Source organism: Micromonospora sp. NPDC007208, assembly GCF_042869175.1.
In the GTDB taxonomy this organism is placed as follows: Bacteria; Actinomycetota; Actinomycetes; order Mycobacteriales; family Micromonosporaceae; genus Micromonospora; species Micromonospora foliorum.
In genome coordinates, this window is record NZ_JBIAFG010000015.1 from 171469 (window position 1) to 193902 (window position 22434).

Annotated in this window: 22 protein-coding genes; 11 read left to right on the top strand and 11 right to left on the bottom strand. The window is 69.4% G+C overall.

Annotation, left to right across the window (positions count from 1 at the left end; translation table 11 throughout):
- Positions 1-351: 351 nt before the first annotated feature.
- A complete protein-coding gene (locus ACFYL6_RS25865; protein ID WP_387175025.1) occupies positions 352-921 on the bottom strand; it encodes a TetR/AcrR family transcriptional regulator in 570 nt (189 codons plus the stop codon).
- Between the two features lie 81 nt (positions 922-1002).
- Between ACFYL6_RS25865 and ACFYL6_RS25870 the strand changes: the two genes are divergently transcribed.
- Positions 1003-1965: a zinc-binding dehydrogenase gene (locus tag ACFYL6_RS25870; RefSeq protein ID WP_387175027.1), complete on the top strand. Its 963-nt coding sequence runs from the start codon at positions 1003-1005 to the stop codon at positions 1963-1965.
- Between the two features lie 290 nt (positions 1966-2255).
- Here the strand turns inward: ACFYL6_RS25870 and ACFYL6_RS25875 are convergent, their stop codons facing one another.
- Together ACFYL6_RS25875 and ACFYL6_RS25880 are read right to left on the bottom strand one after the other, a co-directional pair.
- On the bottom strand, positions 2256-2558 hold the full coding sequence (locus tag ACFYL6_RS25875; protein WP_387175028.1) for a DUF427 domain-containing protein: 303 nt from the start codon (positions 2556-2558) through the stop codon (positions 2256-2258).
- Positions 2559-2727: 169 nt separating this feature from the next.
- Positions 2728-3609, bottom strand: a complete 882-nt coding sequence (locus tag ACFYL6_RS25880; protein ID WP_387175029.1) for a LysR substrate-binding domain-containing protein — start codon at positions 3607-3609, stop codon at positions 2728-2730.
- 70 nt (positions 3610-3679) lie between these two features.
- Between ACFYL6_RS25880 and ACFYL6_RS25885 the strand changes: the two genes are divergently transcribed.
- Positions 3680-4159 carry a GNAT family N-acetyltransferase gene (locus tag ACFYL6_RS25885; protein WP_387175031.1) on the top strand — a complete coding sequence of 160 codons (480 nt, stop codon included), beginning with the start codon at positions 3680-3682 and terminating at the stop codon, positions 4157-4159.
- Between the two features lie 100 nt (positions 4160-4259).
- On the opposite strand, the gene ACFYL6_RS25890 is transcribed toward ACFYL6_RS25885, so the two are convergent.
- The gene (locus tag ACFYL6_RS25890; protein WP_387175033.1) at positions 4260-4766 is read right to left on the bottom strand and encodes a hypothetical protein; all 507 of its coding nucleotides are present in this window, start codon (positions 4764-4766) and stop codon (positions 4260-4262) included.
- A 336-nt stretch (positions 4767-5102) separates the two neighbouring features.
- Between ACFYL6_RS25890 and ACFYL6_RS25895 the strand changes: the two genes are divergently transcribed.
- Both ACFYL6_RS25895 and ACFYL6_RS25900 read left to right on the top strand, forming a co-directional pair.
- Positions 5103-6566: a glycoside hydrolase family 76 protein gene (locus tag ACFYL6_RS25895; protein WP_387175035.1), complete on the top strand. Its 1464-nt coding sequence runs from the start codon at positions 5103-5105 to the stop codon at positions 6564-6566.
- Between the two features lie 94 nt (positions 6567-6660).
- Positions 6661-7419 carry a GAF and ANTAR domain-containing protein gene (locus ACFYL6_RS25900; protein WP_387175036.1) on the top strand — a complete coding sequence of 253 codons (759 nt, stop codon included), beginning with the start codon at positions 6661-6663 and terminating at the stop codon, positions 7417-7419.
- Positions 7420-7545: 126 nt separating this feature from the next.
- Here ACFYL6_RS25900 and ACFYL6_RS25905 read toward each other — a convergent pair whose 3' ends face one another.
- A complete protein-coding gene (locus ACFYL6_RS25905) occupies positions 7546-8361 on the bottom strand; it encodes a SigB/SigF/SigG family RNA polymerase sigma factor (protein WP_387175038.1) in 816 nt (271 codons plus the stop codon).
- A 569-nt stretch (positions 8362-8930) separates the two neighbouring features.
- Here ACFYL6_RS25905 and ACFYL6_RS25910 point away from each other — a divergent pair.
- Both ACFYL6_RS25910 and ACFYL6_RS25915 read left to right on the top strand, forming a co-directional pair.
- The gene (locus ACFYL6_RS25910) at positions 8931-9647 is read left to right on the top strand and encodes a GAF and ANTAR domain-containing protein (RefSeq protein WP_387175040.1); all 717 of its coding nucleotides are present in this window, start codon (positions 8931-8933) and stop codon (positions 9645-9647) included.
- 155 nt (positions 9648-9802) lie between these two features.
- Positions 9803-11284 (top strand): protein kinase, encoded by a 1482-nt coding sequence (locus ACFYL6_RS25915; RefSeq protein ID WP_387175041.1) that lies wholly within the window; start codon positions 9803-9805, stop codon positions 11282-11284.
- A 156-nt stretch (positions 11285-11440) separates the two neighbouring features.
- Here the strand turns inward: ACFYL6_RS25915 and ACFYL6_RS25920 are convergent, their stop codons facing one another.
- A complete protein-coding gene (locus tag ACFYL6_RS25920; RefSeq protein ID WP_387175043.1) occupies positions 11441-12361 on the bottom strand; it encodes a fatty acid desaturase family protein in 921 nt (306 codons plus the stop codon).
- 396 nt (positions 12362-12757) lie between these two features.
- On the opposite strand from ACFYL6_RS25920, the gene ACFYL6_RS25925 reads away from it, so the two are divergent.
- From ACFYL6_RS25925 to ACFYL6_RS25935, 3 genes are all read left to right on the top strand, one after another.
- Complete coding sequence (locus ACFYL6_RS25925; protein ID WP_387175044.1) at positions 12758-12991, top strand: hypothetical protein; 234 nt, start codon at positions 12758-12760, stop codon at positions 12989-12991.
- Positions 12992-13206: 215 nt separating this feature from the next.
- On the top strand, positions 13207-13551 hold the full coding sequence (locus tag ACFYL6_RS25930) for an ArsR/SmtB family transcription factor (RefSeq protein ID WP_387175088.1): 345 nt from the start codon (positions 13207-13209) through the stop codon (positions 13549-13551).
- Positions 13551-14231, top strand: a complete 681-nt coding sequence (locus ACFYL6_RS25935) for a cation transporter (RefSeq protein WP_387175046.1) — start codon at positions 13551-13553, stop codon at positions 14229-14231. Before ACFYL6_RS25930 ends, ACFYL6_RS25935 begins: the two co-directional genes overlap by 1 nt.
- Here ACFYL6_RS25935 and ACFYL6_RS25940 read toward each other — a convergent pair.
- The gene (locus tag ACFYL6_RS25940) at positions 14228-14866 is read right to left on the bottom strand and encodes a vitamin K epoxide reductase family protein (RefSeq protein ID WP_387175048.1); all 639 of its coding nucleotides are present in this window, start codon (positions 14864-14866) and stop codon (positions 14228-14230) included. The genes ACFYL6_RS25935 and ACFYL6_RS25940 overlap by 4 nt on opposite strands.
- Positions 14863-15525, bottom strand: a complete 663-nt coding sequence (locus tag ACFYL6_RS25945) for a DsbA family protein (RefSeq protein WP_387175050.1) — start codon at positions 15523-15525, stop codon at positions 14863-14865. Before ACFYL6_RS25945 ends, ACFYL6_RS25940 begins: the two co-directional genes overlap by 4 nt.
- Positions 15526-15892: 367 nt before the next feature.
- Between ACFYL6_RS25945 and ACFYL6_RS25950 the strand changes: the two genes are divergently transcribed.
- The gene (locus ACFYL6_RS25950) at positions 15893-16747 is read left to right on the top strand and encodes an SDR family oxidoreductase (RefSeq protein WP_387175052.1); all 855 of its coding nucleotides are present in this window, start codon (positions 15893-15895) and stop codon (positions 16745-16747) included.
- 35 nt (positions 16748-16782) lie between these two features.
- Here ACFYL6_RS25950 and ACFYL6_RS25955 read toward each other — a convergent pair whose 3' ends face one another.
- Positions 16783-17658, bottom strand: a complete 876-nt coding sequence (locus ACFYL6_RS25955) for a helix-turn-helix transcriptional regulator (RefSeq protein WP_387175054.1) — start codon at positions 17656-17658, stop codon at positions 16783-16785.
- Positions 17659-17852: 194 nt separating this feature from the next.
- On the opposite strand from ACFYL6_RS25955, the gene ACFYL6_RS25960 reads away from it, so the two are divergent.
- Positions 17853-18272 (top strand): cupin domain-containing protein, encoded by a 420-nt coding sequence (locus ACFYL6_RS25960; RefSeq protein ID WP_387175055.1) that lies wholly within the window; start codon positions 17853-17855, stop codon positions 18270-18272.
- 29 nt (positions 18273-18301) lie between these two features.
- Here ACFYL6_RS25960 and ACFYL6_RS25965 read toward each other — a convergent pair whose 3' ends face one another.
- Together ACFYL6_RS25965 and ACFYL6_RS25970 are read right to left on the bottom strand one after the other, a co-directional pair.
- Positions 18302-19594 carry an MFS transporter gene (locus ACFYL6_RS25965; RefSeq protein ID WP_387175057.1) on the bottom strand — a complete coding sequence of 431 codons (1293 nt, stop codon included), beginning with the start codon at positions 19592-19594 and terminating at the stop codon, positions 18302-18304.
- 527 nt (positions 19595-20121) lie between these two features.
- Entirely contained in the window at positions 20122-22290 is a 2169-nt protein-coding gene (locus ACFYL6_RS25970; protein WP_387175090.1) for a heavy metal translocating P-type ATPase, read from the bottom strand.
- Between the last annotated feature and the right edge of the window lie 144 nt (positions 22291-22434).

Here is a 22434-nt window from a genome sequence, read left to right on the forward strand (position 1 = left end):
CGTGGAGCCGCAGGCCGAGAGTGCGAACAGGACGGCGGCAACGGGCAGCAGCAGAAGTGGACGTGCAGACATTCCTGGACCCCTATGGATCGTGGCGGTCGTCGCTTACATCCGGGTACATGCGATCCACCGCCCGAAGGTTGCCGTGCACCAGAAACATTCTCCAAAATCTTTCGGCGAACACACCCTGGCGCGGCCGGAACCAGAAGGTGGCCACTCCGCCCACCACGTACCCGGCCATGAGTGCCGACACGGCAGGGAGACACCGGCCCAGCAAGCCGGGGCGGGCCGACGCCGGGCAGCACCTGGCCAGCAGCGCGTGGGCTTTAGCGGCAGGCTCCCGGGTGCCGATCAGGCGCGAAACGCCTCGATCGTGAGTGCGGCGAAGCGCCGAGAGGCGGCGACCCGGGCGTTCGTCGAGGTGGCGTGCAGGCCACCGTTGGCCATCAGCATGAGGACGAAGTCGTCCAGGGACACGTCGGGCCGCAGGTGGCCGGTGCCCTTGGCCCGGCGCATCAGTTCGGCGAGCGAGGCGAGGGCGGCTTCGCGCTTCGCGGCGAGATCCACGGCGTGGGGAAATGCCGAGGTGAACGCCGCGGTGAAACCTCGGCTTCGGGCTTGCAACTCACAGAGTTGCTCGATCACCAGACAGAGGCCGTGCCAGGGATCCGGGTCGGTGAGCCCTTCGTCGACGACGGCGACGCACGCGTTCATCTGGTCCGCGAACGCCTCCGTGGCCAACGCCTGCTTGGTGGGGAACCGGCGGTAGAGGGTGGCGGGGCCGACTCCCGCGCGCCGAGCTATCTCGCGCATCGGCACGTCCATGCCTTCCGCGGCGAAGACCGCCCGGGCGGCGTCGAGGATCCGCTCACGGTTGTCCAGCGCGTCCGACCGCAGGTTCTGAGTCAAATGGCCGCTCACTCTCCCACTCTAGCTAAACGGACGCATGCGTCCACTACCGTTCGGGCGTCCGCAGGGCTGGCTCGGGAAGGATGACGAACAGTGAAGGCAGTGACGATCAGGGAGTTCGGCGATCCGCGCGGGCTGGCGGTGGTCGACCTTCCTGCCCCGGTGCCCGCTCTCGGGGAGGTGTTGATCACCACCGAGGCGGTCGGCGTAGCTGGCGCCGACGCCCTGATCCGAAGCGGTGCTCTCGCCGCGTACGGCTTCCGCGAGGGTCACATCCCGGGCGGCGAGGTTGCCGGCACGGTCACGGCCGTGGGAGACGGCGTCGACCCCGCGTGGGTCGGGCAACGCGTCTGGGCCTTCACCGGTACGGGCGGCGGGTATGCCGAGCAGGCGGTCGCCCCGGTCGGGGAGGTTCTGCCCCTGCCGGCTGGCCTCTCCGCGGTCGACGCCGTGACGCTCGGCAGCTCCGGGGTCGTGGCTCACTTCGGCCTCGCTCACGCGCACTTCTCGCCAGGCCAGACGGTCCTGGTACGTGGCGCGGCCGGCAGTATCGGGATCATGACGGTGCAGCTCGCGGTCGGCGGTGGTGCCGGTGCCGTCGCGGTCACGACCTCGTCGCCTGAGCGCGGCCGTCGACTCGGTGGCCTTGGTGCGACCCACCTGCTGGACCGCTCCGGGGCAGGAGGTGCGGACGATCCCACCGGCTACGACGTCATCATCGACGTCGTCGCGGGTCCGGGCATGCCCGCGTTCTTCGACCGACTCAACCCCAACGGGCGGCTCGTGGCCGTCGGCGCGGTCGGCGGCCAACCACCCGCGGACTTCGGGACGAGGTTGATGGCCGCGTTCCAGAAGTCGATGTCGTTCGCCACCTTCAGCGCGGCGACGGTGACGGAGGCCGCTCGACAAGCCGTACGAGTGGAGCAGTTCGCCGCCGCCGATCGTGGGGAGCTCCAGACCGTGGTGCACGAGGTCCTGCCGCTGGAGCAGGCGGTGGTGGCGCACCAGAAGATGGACGCCGGCGAGGTCTTCGGAAGAATCGTCCTCACTCCGTAGGCACCGATCGTGCAGGGCCCACCGCCATGGGAGCCAAGGGCGCCGGACGCGCCCTCAGCGCCGCCGCGGACATGCTGTTCGGGAGCGGCCTGGCCAACTGACGTCCGACAAGGTCGCCCCGAGCGCGGGCGTCAGCAAGATGCCGCTCTACAGGTGGTGGCCGTCGCCGGGCGCGCTGGCGTTCGAGGCGTAACCACTGCTGCGGAAACCGTTGTCTTCGAGGACACCGGCGACATCACCGAGGGTGGGCCGGACCGTGACGAGGGTGGCCCGTCGTCCGCGGTGGTCGCTCAGCCGACCGTCACCATCGACTTGTCGAAGGCGACGTAGCCGCTGTAGTCGCGCCCGACCCGCTCGAACGAGGTGGGGTACGGGTGGGGGTAGCTCCATGCGGCGTCGTGATGAGTCGCGTCGCCCACTGTCACGTCGTGGTACTGGGCGTCGCCCTTCCAGGGGCAGTTGTAGGGCGTCGCGCTGTCGCTGAAGAACTCGGACTTGAGTGCCGAGGGCGGGAAGTAGTAGTTGCCCTCGATGCTGATCAGGTCCGATTCGGGCGCGTCGGCGATGACCGTCCCGTTGATGGAGGCCTGCATGACTCACTCCCTCAAGAAAACCGATTGGTACACCTAAGCTAGCGGGCAACGCCCTCCGCCGCACCGAGCCCGCTCGCCGGGCTGGATCTTCCGGCCAGGTGCTCGCACCGTCACAACGGGGTACGAGGCCCCAGCCGCAGAGCCGAGAGCGCCACAAGCCGACACGGGATCAGGTCGCCCCGCCTTCGGTACCGAAGCCCGTCGAGGTGACCCGGTCGTCACCCCGACGACGCAGGATTTGCACCTCGGTGGTGGCCACAGTGCCGGTCAGCGGCAGCACGCGTACCGAAACAGGCACCACGGCGGACACGCTCGCCGGGGCGATCGTCACCCCGAGACCAGACGCGACCAGGTGCGCCACCGTGGCCCAGCTGCTGGCGTCCTGGACGATGCGCGGGGTGTAGCCGGCCTCCAGGCACGGCCGGAGATTGCGCTGGTAGGCCCGCTCGCCGGCCAGCCTCGGAAAGAAGACGAACGGGTCGTGCCGCAGCGCCGCGGCATTGATCGCCGGATCGCCCGCGTGCGGATGCTCGGCCGGCAGGACGGCGACGAAGGACTCGACGGCGAACGCGGTGGCGACCAGTTCGTCGTGGTCTTCCGCGTCCCGGACCACGCCGAGATCAACCTCGCCGGTCAGCAACCGGTCGATGATGTGCGCCGTGTAAGCCTCGTGCAGGCGCAGGTGGACGGCCGGATGACGCTCGCGGAAACGACGGATCGGCGCAGCCAGCCCGAGCTGGATCGCCGAGCTGACAAAACCGATGTCGAAGCGCCCCTGCTCCCCGCGCCCGATCCGGCCCGCCTCGTGCACGTCATCGACCACGGTGGCCAGCACCCGCCGGCACCGTTCCAGGTACGCCTCCCCCGCGGGCGTCAGCGCCACCGACCGGGAGGTGCGAACGAACAGCGGCGTACCGATCATCGCCTCGAGCTGACGGATCTGCTGCGAGAGCGGCGGTTGGGCCATCCGCAGCCGCGCCGCGGCCCGACTGAAATGCAGCTCCTCGGCGACCGCGACGAAGTAGCGCAGGTGGCGCAACTCAGGTTCCATACCTCAACGATACGGATCCCTCTGAACAAGATATTGGACGTTTGAATAGCAGCGATGTGACGATTGATGCATGACCTCGAGCACGCTGACCATCACGTCCATGACGACCGCCGCAGAGGCCGACGCCTTCCGGACGCTGAACGAGGAATGGATCTCGCGCTTCTTCACCATCGAGGAGTCGGACCGCAGAACTCTCGACGACCCTTTCGCCGCCATCGTCGACCCGGGTGGCGACGTGCTGATCGTCCGCGACGGCGGGAAGATCGTCGGCTGTGTCGCTCTGGTCCGCAGCTCGGACGACGTCTTCGAGCTGTCGAAGATGGCCGTGACCCCGGCGGTACGCGGCAAGGGCATCGGTCGGCAGCTGATCCAGGCCGCGATCGACCACGCCCGCACGCTCAACGCGTCCACCCTGTTCCTGGGCAGCAGCACCAAGCTCCCCAACGCGGTGCACCTCTACGAATCCGCCGGCTTCACGCACGTCAGCCCGGAACAGATCCCGCTACCGCCGTACGCTCGCGCCGACGTCTTCATGCGGATGGTGCTCTGACGGTCAGGCCTGGCGCCGACCGGTTTCCGCGTCCGTCGGACAGAAATCACCGCCCGGTTTCGCTTTGGCCTCGCTCCCTCGGCAGCTGAGGCTTCAGACGTCACCCGGCCGGTTCGATACGCAGGACGGCGCCAGCGCCGCTGATCTTGACCACCTCGAAGCGCATGACGTCGTTTATGGTCGCGACGGTCCCCGCCCGGCAGCTCATTTCGACACCGCCGCCGCCTTGCGACGACACGCCGCCGCCACCGGAACAGCCCGAAACGCTGTAGCCCGACCCGGTCAGAGGCGCGACCATCTCGACCGCGCCGGCGGTGATCCTCGTAACCTCGATCGGCCCGAGACCATACCTCCCCGGTACGGCCACGACGTCGCCCACGGCGACCTCGATCTGGCACGTGCCGTCAGCGCACGGCCCGCTCGGTGACGGTGACGGTGACGGCGACGGTGACGGCGTGGCCTCCTGGGTCGGAGTCGATGCGCCGTCGGGCGCCGACGACTCGGCGCCGGACCCATCCGGAGAATCCGCCGAACACGATGTCAGGACAGCGAGCACACCAACGGCAACGACCGCCGTGGACGACATCCTCCGCAGCACGGTAGCCATGGAATCGAGGCTACCGGCAAGACCAGGTGCGCGGTCAGTCGCCGACGGCCGACGAATCGTGAACCGCGGGCGGAGCTGGTGTCGCGGATCTGCGCCGAGCACGGTGCGGCGCCGCAGGCCCTGATGGCGTGAACTCGTGGGCGGCCGGCGCGAACTGGCCGAGGCGGACCATCTAGACATTGATGTCCATTACTATTAGCATCTGCTTTGCCAGCAGCGGCGTGCAGGCCAAACAGGCGGACGTTCTCGAATGTTCACCTTCCGTCCCGGCGCATCGCTACGTGCGGAGTGCAGGGCCGACGACGCTTCGTCGTCCCGCCGACTCCCGGAGGAAGCATGCTGGCACTCTCCCGGCTCACCGTGCTGTTGGCAGCCGCCATGCTCACCGGGTTAGGCGTCACCGCGACGCCCGCCGCGGCGACTGCCGCACCCGCCGCCCTGGCCGAGATCTGCAACCGGCACTGCGACGGTCGTGACGCCGCGTTGGCGCCGTCCGACCGGACCCCGGTCACCGCGACCATCTACGGCCGGCAGATCTCGCTGCACTTCAACGACATCGACGCCATGGCCTGGTCCGTCATCGGCAACGGCAACTCCGGCGACCAGACGTGGCTTGAGCGGTCCTTCGACGGCGGGCGCACCTTCGCCGCCGACGGCCGGCTCGGCCTGACTCCGATCCCGACCGGCGTCGGGACCGGCCGCACCGCCATGTACAACGTGGACAACTGGACCACCTACCGCGTCGGGGCGCTGCGCGCCTGCGGCAAGGCCGGTGACCGGCCCGAGACGGCCTGTACCGCGTGGGCCCGGTCGACCTGGAACGCCAGCAACCGCCGGACCGCCGCCGCCACCGGGCTGATGATGAGCTACAACCCCGACACCGGCCTGTTCGACACGACCGGCTGGTGGAACTCCGCTAACGCGCTCACCGCCGTGATCGAGAACATCAGAGTGAGTGGGATGGGCAGCTACCGGTACGCGATCGCCAACACCTACGACCGCAACGTCAACAAGTGGCTCGGCCAGTTCCGCAACGAGTACCTCGACGACACCGGCTGGTGGGCCATGGCCTGGATCGCCGCCTACGACCTCACCGGCGAGGCGCGCTACCTGGCCACCGCCCGCGCCGCCGCCGACCACATGAGCGCCTACTGGGACACCCGGTGCGGCGGCGGCATCTGGTGGAGCACCGCCCGGGCCTACAAGGCAGCCATCGCCAACAGCCTCTACCTACAGGTGACCGCAGCGCTGCACAATCGCATCCCGGGCGACACCGCCTATCTCCAACGGGCGCGGCAGGAGTGGGCCTGGTTCCAGGGCACCGGCATGATCAACAGCTCGAACCTGGTGAACGACGGGATCAGCCTGTCCACCTGCCGCAACAACGGCAGCGCCGTGTGGTCGTACAACCAGGGTGTGCTGTTGGCCGGGTTGACCGAGCTGCACCGCGCCACCGGCGACGCGGCGCTGCTGACCCGGGCCCGGCAGATCGCGAACGCCGCCACCACCAGCAGCCAGCTCAACTCGGGAGGCATCCTGCGCGACCCGTGCGAGCCGAACAACAACTGCGGGGCCGATGGCGCATCCTTCAAGGGCCCACACGTCCGTGGGCTCGGCCAGCTCAACGCCGCACTCGCCGACCATCCGTACACCGGCTATCTGCGGCTGCAGGCCGACACGGCATTCGCCAACAACCGCACCGCGCTGGACACCTACGGCCTGCGTTGGGCCGGACCGGTCGACGTCACCGACGCGGCCCGCCAGCACATTGCGGTGGACCTGCTCAACGCCGCCCCGTAGCCGGACGGGCACTAGGTTCAGCTAGCTGCATCGGGTGATGCGTAAGTTGACTCCATCGGGGCACTGGACCATCGACTACCGAGGGAGTTTTTTGATGGCGAAGCCACCGTATTCACCGCCGGGATCCCGACGGCAGGTACGTGGCTCGCTCGCGGGTGCGCTGGTCAGTCTCGCCGAAACCCCGACCGACGCGTCGTTGATCGATGATCTGCTGCAGCGAATCGTGCGGCTTACCGCTGACCTCGTGGCTCCGGTGAGCTATGCGTCGGTCACCCGGACGCGCGGCGACGCGCCGACAACGGTCGCCATGAGCAGCGAGATCGCTCTCGCTGTCGACCGCGCCCAGTACGCCGACCAGACCGGGCCGTGCCTGGACGCGCTCGACGCGGGTGTGCCCGTCGCCGTGCCGGACATCGCGGCGACCATGGCCTGGCCCGGGTTCCGCGAGGCGGCGCTGGGCCTGGGTCTGCGAGCATCGCTGTCCATCCCGCTGTTCGCCGGTGCCGGTGTGCCCGTCGCCGCGCTCAACCTCTACGGCCATGATCCCGACACGGTGGCACCGCTGACCGATCGAGTCTGGACGGTGTACGACCCGGAGCGCACCGACACCCGAACCACGGATCCGCCCTCGTCGGACCCGGGCACCGAGGAACTCATCAACGGACTCACCGAAGCCTTCGCCGTGCGCGCCGTCATCCAGCAGGCCCTCGGCATGATCATGCACCAGCGGCACAGCACGGCCGAGGACGCCTACCTGATCCTGCGGGTCGAGGCGGCCGAAACCGGCAGATCGCTCATCGAGGCCGCGACCCTCACCAGACACCACGACGACAGGCCGATACCCGGAACCTAGGGCACTGGACCAGCTGCCGAGGTCACACCCCTCATCGGCGCCACCCTGCCGTTCCGGTACGGCGAGGGCACCGCCGACCCTGCGGCGGCCGGATCCACCGACCGCCGCGGGGCGCCGGCTCGCCGCTCAGGGGGTGGCAGCGAGCTGCACCCTCAGCTTGGCCAGCGCGCGGGTCAGCAGCCGGGAGACGTGCATCTGCGACACCCCGACCTGCTTGGCGATCTCCTGCTGCGTCAGGTTGCCGTAAAAGCGCAGTGTGATGATCCTCTGCTCCCGGTCGTCAAGGCGCGTGAGCATCGATGCGAGAGCCACCTTCAGCTCGGCGAGGGCGAGTTCGTTGTCGTCGCCGCCGAGCGTGTCCCCCAACTCCCTGGACGTGGTGCCATCGCCGAACGGGGTGGACAGGGAGACCGCGTTGTAGGCGCGGGCGCCTTCCAGCCCTTCGAGGACCTCCTCCTCCGTGAGGTCCAGATGTCGGGCGATGTCGGCGACGGTCGGCGAGCGGCCCAACATCTGGGTGAGGCTGTTGTTGGCCTCGCCGATGGCCATGCGCCGCTCCTGCAGCCGCCGAGGAACACGGACGTCCCAGGTGCGGTCACGGAAATGGCGCTTGATCTCCCCCACGATCGTGGGGACCGCGTAGCTGACGAATTCGATCCCACGCGACGGGTCAAACCTGTCGATCGCGTTGATCAGCCCCACTGCGGCCGTCTGGGTCAGGTCCTCGTTCGGCTCGCCGCGGCCGCTGTAGCGCCGAGCGAGGTGATGGGCCAGCGGGAGCCAGGCCTCGATGGCCCGGGCCCGGGCAGCGGGCCTGGACGGATGGCCAGCCGGCAGCGCGACCAGCAGGGCGAGGAGGTGGCTGGCCGCCGACTCAGGCGTGGTGCACCGGTCAGCCAGGCTGTTCGTCGGCGCGGGCCGACCCGTCGAGGTGATGGTCATGGGTTTCCTCTGCTGTCCGATGTGGGCGTCGTCGTGACTCCCGTGTGGGATGCCGCGCCGTGCCCAGACCGGGGCGGGCCACCAGCCGTCCGCGAACCTGTGTCGATCGACATCAGGTGGGCCTTCACGGCCGCTGCGGTTGCTGGATCGTCGGTCACGTGCGGACCTCCCGAGACTCGGGATCGTGTCGGGCACGTGGCTTGACCCAGAGAGAGCCTAGAACGGCCGGCACAGTTCTGCCACTGCAACCACGGGTGCGTGTCACCTACCCCGGCCGGACCGACCATGCCGGCCGCTCGCTCCCGGCCCGGGGCGACCGGCGGCCCGAGCCCGACGAGGCGCGATCGCCGCGTCGACCCTCGGCCACGCCGGGAACCAGTACGGCAGGGTCCTCGGAGAGCCGCGGGCCCGATGTGGCGATATGCTCCTGGCCTGTGGCTGACGTCCCCGTGGTGTCGGCGGTCCGGCGTCAAGAATCGGCGCGGTTCAGGGTCTGGGCCCGGCAGTGATCCGCGTGCCCGGGCGCCCTCTGGAGCGTCCGTGACATGCCCTCATGAGGGACACCAGCCATGACCGACGCGATCCCCATGCTGCCGGTCGCCGCATTCGCGGAGCTGGGCCGGATCAAGTTCAACGAGACGGACTTCGGTGGTGTCCTGTCCCGGGTGGCCGGTGTGGCCGCCCGGACCGTTCCGGGTGCTGACGAGGTCTCCGTCACGCTGGTCGGAGCCGGCGGCGCGCACACCGCGGCGTTCACCGGTGCCCTCGCCCTGACGGTCGACGAAGCGCAGTACACGCAGGGTCACGGGCCCTGCCTCCTGGCGGCGGCGGCCACCAAAACCGTGCACGTGCCCGACATGGCAGCGGAGAGCCGCTGGCCGACCTGGGCCGGTCAGGCCCTGACCGCCGGCGTGGGTTGTTCGCTGTCGATCGGGCTGCCCATGCACGAGTACGTGTCGGGAGCGCTCAACATCTACGCCAACCGACCCGACGCCTTCGACGACAAGGCGGTGACCCTCGCCGAGACCTTCGCCGAGTACGCGGCCGTCGCCATGACCAACGCCCACCTGTACGACACCCAGGTGACTCTGGCACAGCACATGCAGGCCGCGATGAGAAGCCGCGCCGTGATCGAACAGGCCAAGGGCATCATCATGGGTGAGCGGCGCTGCACGGCCGACGAGGCGTTCGCCATCCTCGCGAAGACTTCCCAGGAATCCAACCGCAAACTGCGAGACGTCGCCGCGGCCCTCGTCGCCCGCGCCGCATCGACCGCGGAGCCGTGAGCCGACACCTGGTCAGCGGTAGTGCACCGGCGCTGTCGCTGCCGGCCTTGACGTGGGTGGGCGTCCGACGAGAGCCTTGATCATGAAGGCGTCTGACCAGCGTCAGATTGCGTCGCCATGCCGCTGCGGGCCCACTCTGGCAAGCTGTCCCAGTGATGGCCGGTGATCTCCTGGACGGCAGGTACCAGGTCGAGAGCAGTCTTGGCTCTGGCGGCATGTCGGTGGTCTGGCGGGCGTGGGACCGCGTCCTCGAGCGCGCGGTGGCCGTCAAGGTCCTGGCCGGCACACAAGCCTCCGCCCGAGGCGCACGACAACGCATCCGGGCAGAGGCCAGGGCCGCAGCCGGCCTCTGGCACCCGCACGTCACGAGTGTGTACGACTACGGCGAGCACACGGATGCTGCGGGTCGCCACGTGTCGTACGTGGTGATGGAACTGCTGCCCGGCCAGACGCTGTCTCAGCGACTTGCCACCGGTCCGCTGCCGCCGGCCGCCGCGATGCGGACGTGCGCGCAGGTCGCCGAGGCGCTGGCCGCCGCTCATGAACGCAATCTGGTGCACCGGGACATCAAGCCGTCCAACGTCATGCTGACGCCGGCCGGTGTGAAGGTGGTGGATTTCGGTATCGCCACCAGTGTCGGTCGGCCGGAGCTGGAGGCGGACGGACAACTGTTGGGCACCGCGGCCTACCTCGCGCCCGAACGGCTCGCCGGTGGCACCGTCCTGCCTGCCTCCGACGTCTACGCGCTCGGACTGTTGCTGTACCGAACGCTCACCAACGAGCTGCCCTGGTCGGCGGAGACGCCCACGCAGATGTTGACTGCTCACGTGTACGTCGATCCGGCACCGCTGCCTGATATTGAGGGAGTGTCACCGGAGGTTCGCCGTCTCCTCGACCGTTGCCTCGCCAGGGATCCCGCGGATCGGCCGGACGCCGCGGAGGTGGCGACGGCCCTGCACGGTCTGACCGATGACGCCGAGCGGCGGGCGGAGCAGCGGGTACCCGAGTCGGCCCCGACTACCGCCGATTCCTCTGCCAGTCGGCGTCGCCGCATCCCAAACGCCGTGTTGATCCCCGTTCTGCTGGCGACGGCAGGGACCATTTCGCTCCTGCTCCCCCAGTTCATTCCCATCGATGGCAGATCGGGTGGGGCCGCGACTCGTGACGGTGCCACCCCACCCGGCGCCGCCTTCGATGCGTCTGCCACTGAGCCACCTGCTCCTCGGCAGACTTCCGCGGAGCCCGCACCATCCTCACGACCAAGCCGCACGTTGGCCGCTCCGGCTGGGCCGGCTGGGCCTACCGCCGGAGCCGGTCCCTCGACCAGCCCTGGCCCTACGACGTCACCCAGTCCCGGGGAACGGCCGAGGCCGCCCGGTGCCGCACCGGCGCCGCCCTCCCCGAAGCCCGGTACGCCCCTTCGGGCACTCGGTGGTGTGGTGACTGTGCTCTGCACCGGCGATCAGGCTCGCGTTGTCAGCGTCGATCCTGCCCCCGGATACAGCCTCAGGGACTACGACTCGGGGCCCGTCAAGGAGATCCAGGTGGTGCTGCTGTCCGCGGGCAACAAGAGCGAAATCAGGGCGCGGTGCGATGACGGTACCGTGTTGCCGAAGATAAAGGAGAGCCGTCAGTGAGCGTACGGCGCGCACCCTGAGTGGGCACATCGCGCTGGTCGAGAGGTGATCACGTTCCGCACCAACCCCGGGCCGACCGAGTGATCGACGGCGCGGCGAGGTCGAGTTGCGCCAGAGGCATCCCCGCCGGGAGAGGCACCGTGGGCGGGCACGGATTCAGTCGTTGTCCGGTCGGTTCGATCCGGCCCCGATTGTCCGCAGGTGTGCCAGCCCCTGGGCCCAGGACTGGATCAGGGTCGTTTCGTGGTAGGCGACGCCATGTTCGGTGCAGAACTGGCGGACCAGTGGCTGGGCGTGGCGCAGGTTCGGCCGGGGCATGCTGGGGAATAGATGATGTTCGATCTGATAGTTGAGGCCACCGAGTAGTGCGTCGAGGAGCCGGCCCCCGCGTACATTGCGGGAGGTGAGGACCTGCCGGCGTAGGTAGTCGAGGGTGTCGGCCTCGGTCAGGATGGGCATCCCTTTGTGGTTCGGGGCGAAGGAACTGCCCAGGTAGAGGCCGAAGAGGGCCTGATTGACCAGGATGAACACGATCGCCTGGGGAACACTCAGGACCAGGAACACGGCCGCGAGGTAACCGGCGAAGTGCAGGACGAGCAGTCCGGCCTCTGTCCGTCGGCGCCTGAGTTCGCCGCGGCTAACGACCGCCCGGACGCTGGCGGCATGCAGATGCAGACCCTCCAACATCAGCAGGGGAAAGAACAGCGCCGCCTGGTGCCGGACGAACAGCGCCCGTAAGCCGCCCTGCGTCGCGACCTGCCCCGGGATGAACGACAGCGGAGCCACCGCCAGGTCGGGGTCGCGGCCCTCGGTGTTTGGGTGGGCGTGGTGGCGGTTGTGCTTGTCAACCCACCACCCATAGCTGATCCCGGTCACCAGGTTCCCGCAAACCAAGCCGACCACGTCGTTCGCCCGCCGGGACCGGAAAATCTGCCGATGCCCGGCGTCGTGACCAAGAAACGCCAGCTGCGCGAACAGCACGGCGATGCCCGCCGCGGTAGCTGTCTGCCACCACGACGACCCGAGCCGGACGAACACCACACCCATCAGCGCGAGACAACCCAGCAACACCGTCACCCGCGCCGCGTAACGGCGGGGCCGCCGGTCGAGGAGACCCGCGCCCCGGACCAGGCGGGACAGGTCGGCGTAAGCACTGCCACGGTCACTGCGGGCGTCAATATCTGTATCACTCACCGTCGCCACTCCTTGTAAGCCACGGCAACCAGCTCACTGACTTCGCCGTCAGCCGAGACCGGGGTGCGCAACTCACGCGTGGTCCCGCAGAGATCGAGCAAGCGCACCGCCACTGATGTTCAGTCTTCCTCAGAGCCGCCTTCTCCACCGGGAAAACCGCTCACGGCCCCCGAGGTGAGTGAGACTCCGCTCATGCATGTCCGCCGATTAGGCCCGTGGCTTGCTCGGCCGAGTCTGACAATCAGGACTATGCAGGCACGATGGGTTCAGGGGGTAGTCATGGCACGAAAGAGGAAGTCCACCGCGCGACGAGCGCTCATCCTCGCCTTCGCGGCCGGCGCGCTGACCGGAGCGGCGGGCACACTCACGCTCCGACGTCGCGGCCAGGATGGTGCCTTCCCGACAGATGTCGTTGGCCAGCTCGACGCTGACCTCACTCCGCCGCTCGGCGGACGGATCGACGCGTCGCCGCAGGGACCTCCTGTCAGCCTGCCCGCGCCACCGCGCAACTGACCCCGGGGCAGCGTCTCGGACCACTTCCCGGCGGGAGAGATTCGAGACTCGAAGTCGGCGAAACCGTGGCCGCCAAGAGACCTCTCAGCGCGTCAAGCCGGTAGCCCAGCAAGCCCCACAGGCCACCACCGCGATACGGCGGTGAGTTGTGCAGCGGTTCGAGCCACGTCGAGGTTCATGACCAATAGTTCAGCATCCTGTTTATTCACCCGATGATGTACTTTCACGTGGTGGAGACTCTGACGCACGGACAGGTTCTGGCCCGCTTCGGTCACGCCCTGTCCGACCCGGTCCGCGCCCGGCTCCTGCTCGCGCTGCGCGAGGGGCCTGGATACCCGGCGGAGCTCGCCGACCTGCTGGGCACCAGCCGGCAGAACCTGTCCAACCACCTGGCGTGCCTGCGGGGCTGCGGGCTCGTCGTCGCCGTGCCAGAGGGCCGACGTAGCCGCTACGAACTGGCTGACGCCCGCCTCGCGCACGCCCTCGGAGACCTCCTCGGCCTGGTCCTGGCCGTCGATCCAGCCGCCTGCCCCGCCGCCGAATCCGAGGGGTGCTGCTGATGAACGCGCCACTTCCGCTGGTGTCGGTTGGCCCGCCACCGGCCCGCCGGTCGATCCTGATCCGGCGGGTGCGCCTGTTCGTCGTCGCGACAATCACCTACAACGTGATCGAGGCGGTCATCGCCATCAGCGCCGGGACGATGGCCTCCTCGACCGCGCTGATCGGATTCGGGCTCGACTCCGTCATCGAGGTGGCCTCCGCCGCCGCCGTGGCCTGGCAGTTCTCCGGGCCCGACCACGAACGCCGCGAGCGCGCCGCGCTGCGTGTCATCGCGCTGTCGTTCTTCGCCCTGGCCGCGTACGTGTCCGTGGAGTCGGTGCGCGCGCTTGTCGGCGCGGACCGCGCGGAGCACTCCACGATCGGTCTGGTCCTGGCCGCGGTGTCCCTGGCGGTGATGCCGATCCTGTCGGCCGCTCAACGTCGTGCCGGACGCGAACTCGGGTCGGCCTCCGCCGTCGCGGACTCCAAGCAGACCCTGCTGTGCACGTACCTCTCGGCGGTGTTGTTGGTCGGTCTCGCGGTCAACTCGCTGTTCGGGTGGTGGTGGGCCGACCCCTCCGCCGCGTTGATCATCGCCGCGGTCGCGGTCAAGGAAGGCCGCGAAGCCTGGCGCGGCGACACCTGCTGCGCCCCACCGCGACTGGCACGGGGCGGGGCCCAGAAGCAGCGGGCGGGCTAGACGAGCGTGATCCAGTAATCCCAGAAGCGTTGCAGGATCGCGAGCAGGATGATCACGTACCAGGCGGTGAGGATGAGGCTGTGGTAGCTGGCAGTCGCGGCGGTGACGCGCTGCACGGGCCGGGGAAACGCAACACCGTGCTGGCGCAGGGTGCGTAGCGTGACGTACAGGAAGATCGGGATGGTGACGGCCCAGACGAGCAGGCAGTACGGGCACAGCGCGCCGATGACGTAGAGACTCTGGTAGATCAACCAGTGCACGAAGACCACGCCGAACGTCGCACCGGCCTGCAGTCCCAGCCAGAACCATCCGGGCAGTCGCACACCGGCCAGCAGGACGACGCCGATCGTGCTGACCACGGCGAACCCCGCGACACCGATCAGGGGGTTGGGGATCCCGAAAGCCTCGGCCTGGGATGTGCTCATGACCGAGCCACAGGACAAGATCGGGTTGATGCTGCAGCTCGGCACGTAACCGGGATCGGCGAACAGGTTGATTTTCTCGACGATGAGGATAGCGGCGGCGAGCAACCCGACAACGCCACCTACGGCACAGATCCAGGCGGTGGCCCGGTACAGGAACCGCTGTTCGGATGAGGTCCCGTCGGCGGCCGGATCGACGGCGGCGGCGCTCATTCGGCCAGCGCGGCGTCGATGGCGGCGACAAGGTCGTCCTGGCCGCGCAGGTCGGTCAGTTTCCGGCCGTTGAGGAAGAACGTCGGGGTGCCCTGCACACCGGCCGCCGTGCCGTCGGCCTTGTCCTTGGCGACCCGCGCGGCAGTGCCGGGGTCGTCGAGATCCCGCTGGAAGCGCGGCAGGTCCAGGCCGAGAGCGCGGGCGTAGCCGAGAAACACCTCCGTCTGTGCCTGCTCCTTGTGACCCCAACTGGTCTGGTTCTCGAACAACTGGTTGTACATGTCGGCGAAGCGGCCCTGGTTCGCGGCGGCCTGAGCGGTGCGGGCAGCCAGATCCGCGTTCGGGTGGCTCGGGATCGGGAAGTACCTGACCACGACGGTAATGCGGTCCTGATAGGTCGCGAGAACCTGCTTGACCGCCGGGTACGCGGCGGCGCAGGACTCGCACTCGAAGTCGAGGAACTCCACAAGCGTCACCTTGCCGTCGGCTGCGGTGGACAGCCGATGGCTGTCCTCGCGCACCAGCACCGTCGACTCGATGGCGCCAGCGTCAGTGGTCGCAGCAGGCGGCTGGTCGGGACGACTGACCGCCAGCAGACCGCCGACCACGAGCACCACCACAGCGATCAACGCCAAGGTCAAGCGCGTGTTCCTCGTCATTTTCCCGTCCTCGTCCGCTGCTGGAACAACGTGATCAGCCCGCCCGTCTTCACGCGGCGGGGTCCGATCCGGACAGTACAGAGAGCGCTGAATCGACTTGCTGTCAGTTGCCTGAGACCGGCGCCCTTTTCTGGGTGCACGACCACCACGACGGCAGGCGCGGCGAGAGCCCACGCGGATCTCTACACGGTTGTCTCGACTGCCAGATCTCACCAACACATCGCGCGGCTGGGGGGTGCTGTCATTACTTGCTTCGCCAGTCACTGTCTCGCCGGCGGCGGCGCGGGTTCGATGGATCGTAGCGATCTGGAGGGCATCGGAGACGGGATCACCCGCCGTCGTCACGAGCGAATAGGACACCACAGACATGAGTACGAGAGCCGTATGGTTCGTCACCGGCGCCGGGCGCGGCATGGGTGTCGACATCGCCAAGGCCGCGCTCGCCGCCGGTCACCAGGTGGTAGCGACCGGCCGGAACACCGAGGCGGTGGCCAGGGTGCTCGGTGAGAACGACGACCTGCTGGTCGCTGAGCTGGACATCACCAGCCCGGCCAGCGCGCAGGCGGCGGTCGAGGCCGCTGTGACGCGGTTCGGCCGCATCGACGTTCTGGTCAACAACGCGGCCACATTCCAGGCTGGCTATTTCGAGGAGATCAGCCCGGAGAAGTTCCGCGCGCAGGTGGAGACGAATTTGTTCGGCCCGCTGAACGTCACCCGGGCGGCCCTGCCGGTGCTGCGCGCGCAACGCTCCGGTCACGTCGTCACGATCAGCTCGACGGCCGGTCTGGTCGGCCAGGAGTTCTGCGTGGCGTACGCGACGGCGAAGTTCGCTCTGGAGGGTTGGATGGAGTCGCTGCGCTTCGACGTGGCCCCGTACGGCATCAGGACCACGATCGTCGAGCCGGGCTTCTTCCGTACCGAACTGTTGGAGGAAGCGTCGACGGCCTGGCCGGACGTGTCGATCGGCGACTACGCCGCGCGCACCGCGCCGACGATCGACGGCTGGAGGAGCATGAACGGCAAGCAGGCCGGCGATCCCGCCAAGTTCGCGAAGGCGCTTGTCGCCGTCATCGACCGGGATGAGCCGCCGCTGCGCTGGGTCGCCGGCGCGGACGCGGTCGCCGTCGTCGAGCAGAAAGCCCACGAGTTGCTGGCGCAGGTCGGCGCCTACCGTGAGCTGTCCAGCTCGCTGGCGCACGACGACGCCGCGGCCTCGGCCTGACTCGGTCGGTTCTGCCCTGCGTGTCGGCCGGCATCTCAGCGTTGGTCCGCCGGGGCCTCGGTGATCGTGCTGGTGGCGGCCCAGCTGGCGAGCATGCGGAGGGCGTCGTGGGCCGGGGTGCCCGGTTCGGCGCTGTAGGCGGTGAGGGTCTGGCCCGGGTCGGCGGGCATGGGCAGAGCTTCGAAGGTGAGGTCGAGCCGACCGACGATCGGATGTTGGAAGTGTTTGGCGCCGGTCTGGTGCATACGCACGTTGTGGGCGGCCCACCGGACCCGGAACTCGTCACTGCGGGTGGCGAGCTCGCCGACGAGGTCGGTCAGCGCCCGGTCGTACGGGTCGCGGCCGGCCTCGGTGCGCAGCAGGGCGACGGTGGTGTCGGCGGCCTCATCCCAGTCGGGATAGAGGTCGCCGGCCGCCGGGTCGAGGAAGCAGAACCAAGCGAGGTTGACCGGCCGGCTCGGCTTCTCGAAGGCTGGGGCATACAGCGCCTGGCCGAGGCGGTTGATCGCGAGGATGTCGAGGCGACCGTTGCGAACGAAGGCCGGCGCGTCGGCCATCGCCTCCAACAAGCTCCGAACACCTGGTCGGACCTGCTGCTTCGCCGGTCGCCGCCGGGAGCGTGACGTGGTGTTCGCAGCGCGGGCGAGATCGTGCAGGTGCGACCGTTCGGCGTCGTCGAGCTGCAGGGCGCGTGCGATAGCGTCCAGAACGCTGTCGGAGACGCCGGACAGGTTGCCGCGCTCGAGGCGCGTGTAGTAATCCGGGCTGACTCCAGCGAGCATGGCGACTTCGGCGCGGCGCAGCCCGGCCACCCGGCGGGTGCCGCCAAAATCGGGCAGTCCGGCCTGTTCGGGGGTGATCCTGGCGCGCCGGGAGGCCAGGAACTCGCGGGCGGCGTCCTGGTTGTCCATGCCGGCAACGCTACGACCCGCGGGACCGACCAGAGGGTCCCTGTCATTACCTGTTTCGATAAGCCCTCCCAGCGGCCTTTCGGAGCAGGTTCGATGGATGACGTAACCCTGGCCGCGAGGGGTTGTCGCCGCCCAGCGGCAGCCGTCGCGCGTCAGAGATGCCCCTGCTGATCTTCGACACTGAGGAACGCGATATGGAACTCAAGCCCGTCGGCGCGACAGTGAAGACGCCTGCCGCGGCGTTCACCGGCGATGTCTACCTGACGCCGATCCACACCGGTACCGGTCCGTCGCGGATGACCATCGCGCTCGTGCGCTTCACCCCCGGCGCCCACACCAACTGGCACTCGCACGCCGTCGGGCAGACCCTGCACGTCACCGAGGGCGTCGGCCTGGTCGGCACCCGCGACGGCGTCGTGGTGCGAATCCACGCCGGCGAGACCGTCGTCTGCCCACCCGAAGAGGAGCACTGGCACGGCGCTGGCGCCACCACCTTCATGAGCCACCTGGCCATGCTCGAGGCCAAGCCGGACGGCAGCGACCCCACCACCTGGCTCGAACCCGTCACCGACGAGGACTACGAGCGGGCCAACACGTCGATATCCCCCTCATGACCTGGCGGCACCTGGAGCAGCAGCCGGATTTAGGTAGGGTCGCGTCGGTGCTGGCGGGTTCGTGCCAGTACGCCGACAAGCATGATCAGGGCAACGGCCTGGGCAAGCCCCACGGCGACGATCAGGCTCGGCACCGAGCGGTCGTAGAGCAAACCCGCCCCGGCACCGCCGGCCAGGGCCCCGGCGCCCTGCACAGCGGCGAAGATGCCGTACGCGGTGGCCCGCCGGTCCCGTGGCACGAGATCGGCGACCATGGCTTTGACTGTGGAGTCCTGCAGCCCGACAGCAGCGCCCCAGACCACGACCCCGAACACCGCCGCCGGCAGGCCGCCACCAAACGCCAGCGGCGGCACGACGGCAATCATGGCGGGTAGCGCCACCAGAACCCACGGGCCGACTCTGTCGTAGAGCACCCCGGTCAGCAGTGCGGCGAGTGCACCAGCGGCCATCGCCGCCGCGTACATCAGCGGCACCGCCGCTGTCGCGACCACGCCCGCACGGACCAGGTGGAAACCGATCAGCCCGAAGGTCACCAGACCCGCGGTGCACACCGCCATCGCCGCTGCGAACCAGTGGAATCTGCCCGGCAACGGCTCCCGACCAGTCTTCGCCGCGGCTCCTGGCCGTGTGCTGGTGTCGGGCTCTGCCAGAGAGGTACGGGCCCGCGCCCGAAGCGTGATCAGCAGGAGCATCGCCACCACGGCCGGCACGGTCAGCGCCGCCAGCCCAGGCCACAGCGCGCCGGCGGTCACCGCGACGACCGCGGCGACAAGCAGCGGACCGGCGAACGCGCCGACCTGGTCGAGGGCTTTGTGCACGCCCAGCCCGCGGCCCATTCCGACCCGGCTCGCGGCATCAGCAAGCAGTGCCGACTTGGCCGGGCTGCGGATGGCCTTACCGAGCCGCTCGGCGAGGATCAACACCGCGGCCACCGCCAGGCCGGCGCCACCCAGAATCGGGGTCACCGCAAGGAGCGGTACGCAGAGCGCGGTCAGCCCGTACCCCACGATCGTCAGGGTCCAGTACCGGCGGGTCCGGTCCGCCATCGGGCCGGACACCAGGCGCAGCAGCAACGCCGCGGCCTCCCCGGCGCCGGTGATCAGGCCGACGACGACAGCCGACGCGCCCAACGAGGCCAGCAGCGGTCCGTAGATTGAGCGGGCACCCTCGTACACCATGTCCGCGGCCAGGCTCACCACACCGAACCCAACGACCAGCCGCCACGCCTGACCAGTGCTCGCCGCTACCGGGGTTCGACCGGTGGTGGGGGCCACCTGCCCCGCGTCGGCAGCATCGTCGACACGATTCGCTCCAGCAGACATGCCGGAGATTATGCTGCCGGGGCGACATCGCCAAAGGCCGGCCCTACCGTGGCTCGCGGTCACTCCAGCCGAGCGGCCGGCTTGCCGAGCGGCGGGCTTGCCGAGCGGCGGGCTTGCCGAGCGGCGGGCTTGCCGAGCGGCGGGCTTGCCGAGCGGCGGGCTTGCCGAGCGGCCGGCTTGCCGAGCGGCGGGCTTGCCGAGCCGCGGGCTTGCCGAGCCGCGGGCTTGCCGAGCCGCGGGCTTGCCGAGCGGCGGGCTTGCCTTGCGGCCGGGCCCGCCCTACGCCGGGCGCCCGGTCTGAGCCACGACCGATTGTCCATCGGCGTCGGACTGTTGCGGGTCGATGTGGTCGACGTGATGCAGTGCCTGCGCCAGGAGCTTGCGGACGTGGTCGTTGGCGGCCGCCCAGCCCACTGATGGACCTACGGCCACTGGCCCGCAGTCCCGCGGCGACCGGCAGGCCTGCTGATCCTCGTCGCCACCGCTCTCATGATCATGATGCTGCTGGCGGTGTCGCGCGCCGCACGCTAACGGGCCGGCGCCGAACCCTTCGGGGCGAACCCACGATCCAGACCTGAATCATCCGGGTGGCGTAGGCGCACACGGCGCAGCAGTTGGGCGTTGAGCGCGACCACGATGGTGGAGGCGGACATCAGCACCGCGGCGACCGCGGGACTCAGGCTCACTCCGGCCCAGGCCAAAGCACCAGCGGCCAAGGGCAGGGCGACGACGTTGTAGCCGGCGGCCCAGGCCAGATTTTGGATCATCTTGCGGTAGGAGGCGCGCGAGAGCCGGATGACTCCGGTGACACCGCGCGGGTCGGAGGAGGCGAGCACGACGCCCGCGGATTCGATCGCGACGTCGGTGCCGGCGCCGATGGCGATGCCGACGTCGGCGCGGGCCAGCGCGGGAGCGTCATTCACGCCGTCACCGACCATCGCCACCCGCAGGCCCCGGCGTTGCAGCTCACCAACCGCCTCGTCCTTGTCGGCGGGCAGCACCTCGGCGAACACCTCGTCCTCACCGGGCCGGAAACCCAGGTCGGCGGCGACCGCCTCGGCCACCGGCCGCGCGTCCCCGGTAATCATCACGATCTTGCGGATGCCCTGCTGCCGTAGGTCGGCGATGGCTTGGCGCGCCTCGGGGCGGATCTGGTCTTCCAGGGCGAGGGCGCCGATGACGCGTGTCTGCCCGCCGTCGAGGCGCAGCAGGTGCAGTACCGCCGCTCCCCGCCGGGACCACTCGGCCCGGTGCTCGTCGAGGTCGCCGGGTGCCGTGGCGTCGAGTTCGCGCAACAGAGCGGGTCCGCCGACGGCGTAACTGATGCCGTCGACGTCGGCGCGGACCCCGCGACCGGTCAGCGACTGGAAACCGGTCGCGGTGCGTCGGGTGCCCTGCTGGGCGGCGGCGGTGACGATGGCCCGTGCGAGGGGGTGTTCGCTGTCGGCCTCCACTGCCGCCGCGATGGCCAGCACGTCGGTCTCGCTGACGCCGCCGGTTGCGGCGACACCGGCGACGACGTGCTCGCCGCGGGTCAGGGTGCCGGTCTTGTCGAACAGCACCGTGTCGATGGTGCGCATCCGCTCCAGGGCGAGGCGGTCCTTGACCAGGATGCCGCCCTTCGCGGCGACGGCGGTGGACAGGGCGATCACCAGCGGGATGGCCAGGCCCAGCGCGTGCGGGCAGGCGATCACCAGCACCGTGACGGTGCGTACGACAGCCTCGTCGAGGTTGCCGATCAGGGTCCAGATCAGCAGCGTCGCGGCGGCGGTGACGGTGGCGATGTAGAACAGCCAGGCCGCGAACCGGTCAGCGAGGACCTGCGCCCTGCCGCTGGACTGCTGGGCCTGCGCGACCAGGCGTTGGATGCCGGCCAGGGCGGTGTCCTCGCCAACGGCCTCGACGCGCACCCGGATGGCCGCGTCGGTGGCGACCGTGCCCGCCACCACCCGGTCGCCGCGTTCACGGCCGACCGGCCGGGACTCGCCGGTGATCATGGACTCGTCCAGCTCCGCCCGGCCGTCGGTGATGCGCCCGTCGGCCGGCACCCGCCCACCGGGGCGCACCAGGACCACGTCGCCGACGCCCAGGTCGCTGACCCCCACCCGTTCGGGCTGTCCGTCACCGTCGAGGCGCTCGGCGTCGTCCGGCAGCAGCGCGGCCAGGGCCGACAGGGCGCCCTGGGCCTGACCGATGGCCTTCATCTCCTGCCAGTGCCCGAGCAGCATGATCGTGACCAGAGCCGCCAGCTCCCACCAGAAGTCCAGGTCGAACACGCCCAGCGCGGTGGCCGCCGAGGCCACGTACGCGACGGTGATGGCCATCGCGATCAGCAGCATCATCCCCGGCGCCCGGTCACGGACCTCCCGCACCGCGCCCTGCAGGAACGGCCACCCACCGTAGACGAACACCACCGTGCCCAGCACCGGGCCCACCCAGTCGACACCCGGAAAGTCCAGCCGATAGCCGAACCAGCCCATCACCATGTGACTGGTCACCACGATCGGCACCGTCAAGACCAGGCTCAGCCAGAACTTGCGGCGGAACATCTCCGGGTCGTGCCCGGCGTGCTTGTCATGCCCGGCATGGCCGTCGTGGGCGCCGGGCTGCACAGGCTGTCCGCCCGGGTCCCTTGGCCGGCTTCCGTGATCACCGTGGTGGTCGTGTCGGTCCACCGTCCCACCCGGGGGCTGCATCCGATGGTGCCCGTCCTCCTGCGACATTCTCATCGCCTCCTCCCCTGAATATACCCCAGGGGGGTATGCCCGGATGTTCACGCGCGTCTTCGGGGAGGGAGTGGATCGGATGACCGACCTGTTCTGTACGCGGACCAGGACCTC